At 56.5% G+C, this 6,808-nt stretch carries 6 protein-coding genes; all 6 read right to left on the bottom strand.

Features of this window, described 5'->3' with window-relative positions:
* Positions 1-133: 133 nt before the first annotated feature.
* Entirely contained in the window at positions 134-403 is a 270-nt protein-coding gene (gene rpsO / locus G5149_RS17820) for a 30S ribosomal protein S15 (protein ID WP_005338797.1), read from the bottom strand.
* A gap of 144 nt (positions 404-547) precedes the next feature.
* Positions 548-1,498 (bottom strand): tRNA pseudouridine(55) synthase TruB, encoded by a 951-nt coding sequence (gene truB, locus G5149_RS17815; RefSeq protein WP_421213184.1) that lies wholly within the window; start codon positions 1,496-1,498, stop codon positions 548-550.
* A gap of 1 nt (position 1,499) precedes the next feature.
* Entirely contained in the window at positions 1,500-1,937 is a 438-nt protein-coding gene (gene rbfA, locus G5149_RS17810; RefSeq protein WP_005338799.1) for a 30S ribosome-binding factor RbfA, read from the bottom strand.
* A gap of 55 nt (positions 1,938-1,992) precedes the next feature.
* The gene (gene infB, locus G5149_RS17805; RefSeq protein ID WP_005343549.1) at positions 1,993-4,698 is read right to left on the bottom strand and encodes a translation initiation factor IF-2; all 2,706 of its coding nucleotides are present in this window, start codon (positions 4,696-4,698) and stop codon (positions 1,993-1,995) included.
* Positions 4,699-4,722: 24 nt separating this feature from the next.
* Positions 4,723-6,222, bottom strand: coding sequence for a transcription termination factor NusA (gene nusA / locus G5149_RS17800; protein ID WP_005343546.1), 1,500 nt, complete (start codon positions 6,220-6,222; stop codon positions 4,723-4,725).
* 14 nt (positions 6,223-6,236) lie between these two features.
* Entirely contained in the window at positions 6,237-6,695 is a 459-nt protein-coding gene (gene rimP / locus G5149_RS17795) for a ribosome maturation factor RimP (RefSeq protein WP_005343544.1), read from the bottom strand.
* Positions 6,696-6,808: the final 113 nt, after the last annotated feature.

Here is a 6,808-nt window from a genome sequence, read left to right as displayed (position 1 = left end):
TCCGTTTCACACCTTGTCCCATCCGGTTCTCCATTTATTGGGAGGAAAGGTGTAAACCATATTCAGGACGGGACAAGAGCAATAAAAAAGGGGAACCTGACGGTTCCCCTTTTTCGCGAAATCTGATGGTCGATTAACGACGCAGACCCAGCTTGGCGATCAGAGCAGCATAACGCTCGGAATCTTTACGCTTCAGGTAGTCCAGCAGCTTACGACGCTGGGAAACCATGCGCAGCAGACCGCGACGACCGTGGTGGTCCTTGGAGTGCTCTTTGAAGTGACCTTGCAGATGGTTGATCTGGGCAGTCAGCAGGGCAACTTGCACTTCGGGGGAACCGGTGTCGTTGGCGCAACGAGCGTTGTCAGCAACGATTTGAGCTTTGATCTCAGCATTTAGAGACATGAGTTTACTCCAGTAGAGTGTTTAAAGGTTCACAGCCAATCTCTAATTCAGCCGTGAAATGAGGGCGGTATCATAATCGTCCCCGCCCCTTTTCGCAACGATAAAGAGGCGAAACGGGAAAGACGTCCTGATACCGCCTGAGGATCACTCCTCGTCGTGATAACGCACCAGTCGCTTGGGGGCGACGCGGCCATCATCATCAATCTCGCCAACCCCGATGAACTCGCGCTCCGGGCCGACTGTCATGCGAACCTGACCGCTTTGTGGCGCACCCGCCACCTGCACGGCCTGGCCCTGATTCACATAGGCAGCCACAACAGCCAGCATGTTCACCTCGGGCAAGCTTGCCACGGCGGTATCCATCGGCAGCAACAGCGGATCCAGCTGCTCGCGCGGCGGGATGCTCTCAGCCTTGGCCTGCTCGAAGATGCACTCGAGTTGCTCCAGAGTCAGCATCCGCTCGTACGGATAGCTGGCCACCTGGGTACGGCGCAACTGGGTCACGTGGGCGCCACAACCCAGCACTTCACCCAGATCATCCACCAGAGAGCGGATATAGGTGCCCTTGCTGCAGTGCACTTCAAGGCGCACTTCATCACCTTCAAAGCTCAGCAGTTTGAGCTCGAATATGGTGATGGGACGGGCTTCACGCTCAATCTCGATACCTTCTCGGGCATATTCGTAGAGCGGACGGCCGTTGTGCTTGAGCGCGGAATACATGGACGGCACCTGCATGATGGGGCCGCGGAACTGGTCCAGCGCCTCAATCAGGGTACCGACAGCCACGTTCACCGGACGGGTGGAGACCACCTCACCATCGGAGTCGCTGGTGTTGGTGCGCTCGCCCAGTTTGGCGGTCACCTCATAGCGCTTGTCCGCTTCCAGCAGATACTGGGAGAACTTGGTGGCCTCACCGAGGCAGATCGGCAGCATACCGGTCGCCAGCGGATCCAGTGCGCCGGTGTGACCGGCCTTGGCTGCGTTGTAGATGCGCTTGACCTTCTGCAACACATCGTTGGAGGTCAGGCCGGTCGGCTTGTCCAGCAGCAGAATGCCGTGCACATCACGGCCCTTGAAACGACGTCTTCGAGACATCTCAGGCTTTATCCTCAGTTGTGTCATCCGGTGCGGATTCAGCTTCTTCGTCACGGCCGGATTCGGCCATGCGACGCTTGTCTTCGCGCACAGTGTTGGTCACCAGGTTGGAGAGACGCATCCCCTCGACCAGGGTCTGGTCGTAGTAGAAACGCAGCTCGGGCACCACGCGCAGACGCATGGCACTGCCCAGCAGACTACGGATATATCCGGCTGCTTCGGTCAGACCCTGCAAGCCTTCCTTGATGCGCTCGGCATCATTTTCCAGCTGCAAGAAGGTGACGTAAATCTTGGCATAGTTGAGGTCACGGGACACTTCCACATCGGAAACGGTCACCATGCCGATGCGCGGGTCTTTCACCTCGCGCTGCAGGATCAGCGCAATTTCACGCTGGATCTGCTGTCCGACCCGACGGGTCCGGCTGAATTCTCTGGCCATATTCTATCCTGCGATAAAAGGGGGCCGCGGCCCCCTATTTTGTCTAACTCTCGGCTTACAGAGTCCGTTGGATTTCAACAGTCTCGTAAACTTCGATCTGGTCGCCTTCGCGCACGTCGTTGTAGTTCTTGACCGCGATACCACACTCGTAACCGTTGCGAACTTCGTTGACGTCATCCTTGAAGCGGCGCAGGGATTCCAACTCGCCTTCATAGATAACCACGTTGTCACGCAGAACGCGAATACGGTTGGAACGCTTGACCACACCTTCGGTAACCATACAGCCAGCAACGGCGCCGAACTTCGGCGACTTGAAGACGCTACGCACTTCAGCCAGACCGATGATCTCCTGACGATACTCAGGGGCCAGCTTGCCGCTCATGGCCTGCTTCACTTCGTCGATCAGGTCATAGATGACGGAGTAGTAACGCAGATCCAGGCTCTCGGATTCGATGACCTTGCGCGCAGACGCGTCGGCACGAACGTTGAAACCAACCAGAATGGCGCTGGAAGCAGCAGCCAGGGTCGCGTCGGTTTCGGTGATGCCACCTACGCCGGAACCCACGATCTTCACCTTCACTTCGTCGGTGGAGAGTTTGACCAGCGCATCGCAGATCGCTTCCACAGAACCTTGTACGTCGGCCTTGATCACCACGTTTACTTCGGACACTTCGCCCTCGGTCATGTTGGCGAACATGTTTTCCAGCTTGGCCTTCTGCTGGCGAGCCAGCTTGACTTCGCGGAACTTGCCCTGACGATAGAGCGCCACTTCACGGGCTTTCTTCTCGTCACGGACAACAGTGGCTTCGTCACCGGCAGAGGGAACGCCGGAGAGCCCCAGGATTTCCACCGGCAGGGACGGACCCGCTTCCTTGATCTCGCGACCCAGTTCGTCACGCATGGCGCGAACACGGCCGTACTCGAGACCACACAGAACGATGTCGCCCTGACGCAGAGTACCTTCTTGTACCAGTACGGTAGCAACCGGACCACGACCTTTATCTAGGAAGGATTCGATCACGACGCCGTTGGCCATACCGTCAACCACCGCTTTCAGCTCCAGTACTTCAGCCTGGATCAGGATGGCTTCCAGCAGATCGTCGATACCCTGACCGGACTTGGCAGATACGTGCACGAACTGGCAGTCTCCCCCCCAATCTTCGGACATGACGTTGTAACGGGCCAGCTCGGTCTTGACGCGATCCGGATCCGCTTCAGGCTTGTCGATCTTGTTGACCGCAACAACCAGCGGCACACCGGCCGCCTTGGCGTGCTGGATTGCTTCGATGGTTTGCGGCATCACGCCGTCGTCAGCTGCAACAACCAGGACCACGATGTCGGTCGCCTTGGCACCACGAGCACGCATGGAGGTAAACGCCGCGTGACCCGGGGTATCCAGGAAGGTGATCATGCCACTGTCGGTCTGGACGTGGTAAGCACCGATATGCTGGGTAATACCACCGGCTTCGCCAGCAGCAACCTTGGCTTTACGAATGTAGTCGAGCAGCGAGGTCTTACCGTGGTCAACGTGACCCATGATGGTAACGACAGGTGCGCGCGGCTTGGCTTCGGAGGTCTCGTCACGATCGGACAGTACCGCCTCTTCCAGCTCATTCTCACGACGCAGCACAACCTTGTGACCCATCTCCTCGGCGACCAGCTGAGCGGTCTCCTGGTCGATCACTTGGTTGATGGTGGCCATGGCCCCCATCTTCATCATCGCCTTGATGACTTCAACGCCCTTGACGGCCATCTTGTTGGCTAGCTCGGCCACGGTGATGGTCTCACCGATGACAACGTCGCGGTTCACCACGGCAGCCGGCTTGTTGAAGCCATGCTTCATGGCGTTCGGGGTAGCGACCTTGCCACGTTTGCCTTTACGGGCACGCGGATCACGGGAGTTGCGATCATTGCGATCATCATCGCGACGACCCGCCTTTTTCGGTGCCTTGACAGCGGCAGCGGCAGTACGACGGCTGGTCTCTTCTTTGCGATCCAGCTCGTCTTCTGCAGCTTGCGCATGCTTGTTGGTTGTCAGGTGATAATCGCTGCTCTCTTTGGCACGAGCAGCTTCTTCTTCAGCCCAGCGGGCTGCGTTCTGTTCCGCCATGATGCGAGCCTCTTCGGCTTTCTTCGCGGCGAGTTCTTCAGCTTTTTTCAAAGCTGTCTGTTCCTGTTGGCGCTTCAGTTCTTCTGCTTCGCGCTTGGCCATCTTTTCTGCCTCTTGCTGAGCTGTGCTACTGGCTGCTTTGGCGGGCTGTTGAGCCTGTCGAGCCTTTTGTTGTGCCTCGATCCGCGCCTTTTCCTCAGCTTCACGACGAGCCTGCTCAGCCTCACGGCGAGCCTTCTCTTCAGCTTCGAGGCGAGCCTTCTCTTCGGCTTCGCGACGAGCTTTTTCTTCTGCTTCCAAACGCGCTTTTTCCTCGGCTTCCGCCTGACGCTGTTCTTCTTCCAGCGCCGAACGTCTTACATAGGTGCGAGATTTGCGAACTTCCACCTGCACTTCTTTGTTCTTGCCGCCGGTTCCCTGAACACTGATGGTGCTCTTGGTCTTGCGCTGCAAAGTCATGCGGGCAGGAGCGGCGACCTCGTCACCTCCATGCTGTTTCTTCAGGTGTGCCAGCAGAGTCTGCTTTTCAGACTCGCTGACCATGTCGTCGGCCTTGCTCTTGCTGATACCGGCATCGACAAACTGCTGGAGAAGACGATCAACCGGTGTGTCGATGTCAGTGGCAAGTTGTTTGACTGATACTTCTGCCATTCATTTTCCTCCGTTTGATCTTACTTAAGACTGCTCTTCTCCGAACCAACAGATATTGCGAGCAGCCATAATGAGCTCACCCGCCTTCTCGGCAGTCAGCCCTTCAATACCAGCAAGGTCATCGATACCTTGCTCAGCCAAATCTTCCAGGGTACCCACGCCGCGGCCCGCCAGAGCGTATGCCAGTTCACGACTCAGACCGTTCAGATTGAGCAGCTCTTCGGACGGCTCGACGCCATCAAAAGACTCCTCTTTGGCCAGCGCCTGGGTAGTCAGGGCATCTTTGGCACGCTTGCGCAGCTCTTCGACCATGTCTTCATCCAGACCGTCGATAGCCAGCAACTCGTTAACCGGCACGAAGGCGATCTCTTCCAGAGTCGAGAAGCCCTCTTCCATCAGCAGACCGGCAAAATCGTCATCGATATCCAGGGTGCTGGTGAACAGGTTCATGATGCGGTCGTTCTCGGCCTGGTGCTTGGCACGCATGTCCTCGACGGTCATCACGTTCAGCTCCCAACCGGTCAACTGGGAGGCCAGACGCACGTTCTGACCATTGCGGCCGATAGCCTGGGCCAGGTTGGCAGCTTCCACGGCGATATCCATGGTGTGGTTGTCTTCATCAACGATGATGGAGGCCACATCGGCAGGTGCCATGGCATTGATCACATACTGGGCCGGGTTGTCATCGTACAGCACGATGTCGGCGCGCTCACCACTCAGCTCGGCGGAGACAGCTTGCACACGGGCACCACGCATACCGATACAGGCACCAATCGGGTCGATACGACGATCGTTGGTCTTCACCGCGATCTTGGCGCGGGAACCCGGATCACGGGCAGCGCCCATGATTTCGATCATCTCTTCACCGATCTCCGGTACTTCGATACGGAACAGCTCTTTCAGGAAGTCCGGGCTGGAACGGCTGACAAACAGCTGAGAACCACGGGCTTCTGGACGTACTGCGTAGAGTAGGCCACGAACGCGGTCACCCGGGCGGAAGGTTTCACGCGGCAGCATGTCATCACGGAAGATCACGGCTTCAGCATTGCTGCCCAGATCCAGGATGACGTTGTCGCGGTTGCTCTTCTTGACGACACCACTGATGATGGTGCCTTCTTTATCTTTAAACTGATCAACTACTTGTGAACGCTCCGCTTCGCGCACTTTCTGCACGATAACCTGCTTGGCGGTCTGGGTAGTGATACGGTCGAAGGTCACGGAGTCGATCTGGTCTTCAACATACTCGCCGATCTGGATTTCTGGCTGATCAATCTGCGCCGCTTCCAGGGTAATTTCAGCATAGGGGTTTTCCATCGCGGCTTGATCTGCGATTACCAGCCAGCGACGATAGGTGTCGTAGTCACCGGTCTTGCGATCGATCTCGACCCGAACTTCAATCTCGCCTTCATATTTCTTTTTGGTCGCAGTCGCCAGCGCAGTCTCCAGAGCCTGGAAAATCTTCTCGCGGGGTACAGCTTTCTCGTTGGACACAGCGTCAACGACCAGCAAAATCTCTTTATTCATATCCGATAGCCTCGTTAACCAAAGTTCGGCACTATGTTCGCTTTTTGGATATTGGTGAAAGCCAACACTTCGTCCTTACCATCTACCGTCAGGGTGATCATGTCGCCCTGAACAGCTTTGATTACGCCTTTGAACTTGCGGCGGTTGTTTGTTGCCATCCGAAGCGTTACCGCCGCCTCTTGGCCAACGTATTTTTCGAACTGGGCAACCTTGAACAACGGACGATCCAGACCTGGGGAAGATACCTCGAGGTAGTACTCCTCGGTGATGGGATCCTCAACGTCCATGATGGCGCCAACCTGATGGCTGACTTCAGCACAGTTTTCAACGGTCACACCCTGCTCACCGTCGATATAGACGCGCAAGGTGGAGTGTTTACCCGCACGGATAAACTCAATACCCCAAAGTTCAAAACCCAAGGCAACGACCGGAGCCTCGAGCAGATCGGTCAAACGTTGTTCCAACGTAGCCAAAGTCACCCTCCGAAAAACAAAAAAAGGGCATAAAGCCCAGATAGAGATCGATTCAGAGTAAATTGCACATAACAAAAAGCCCCGATGTCAAATCGGGGCTTGGCGCTTTACCC

This window comes from Aeromonas sp. 600479 (genome assembly GCF_049175515.1).
GTDB lineage: Bacteria > Pseudomonadota > Gammaproteobacteria > Enterobacterales > Aeromonadaceae > Aeromonas > Aeromonas veronii_A.
Note: the sequence above shows the minus strand (reverse complement) of the source record. Positions and strands in the feature narration are given on the sequence as shown.

Bases quoted from the DNA above. Each gene is read 5' to 3' on its own strand.
- nusA (WP_005343546.1), bottom strand. From the start codon at position 6,222: ATGAATAAAGAGATTTTGCTGGTCGTTGACGCTGTGTCCAACGAGAAA.
- truB (WP_421213184.1), bottom strand. From the start codon at position 1,498: ATGTCTCGAAGACGTCGTTTCAAGGGCCGTGATGTGCACGGCATTCTG.
- rpsO (WP_005338797.1), bottom strand. From the start codon at position 403: ATGTCTCTAAATGCTGAGATCAAAGCTCAAATCGTTGCTGACAACGCT.
- rbfA (WP_005338799.1), bottom strand. From the start codon at position 1,937: ATGGCCAGAGAATTCAGCCGGACCCGTCGGGTCGGACAGCAGATCCAG.
- infB (WP_005343549.1), bottom strand. From the start codon at position 4,698: ATGGCAGAAGTATCAGTCAAACAACTTGCCACTGACATCGACACACCG.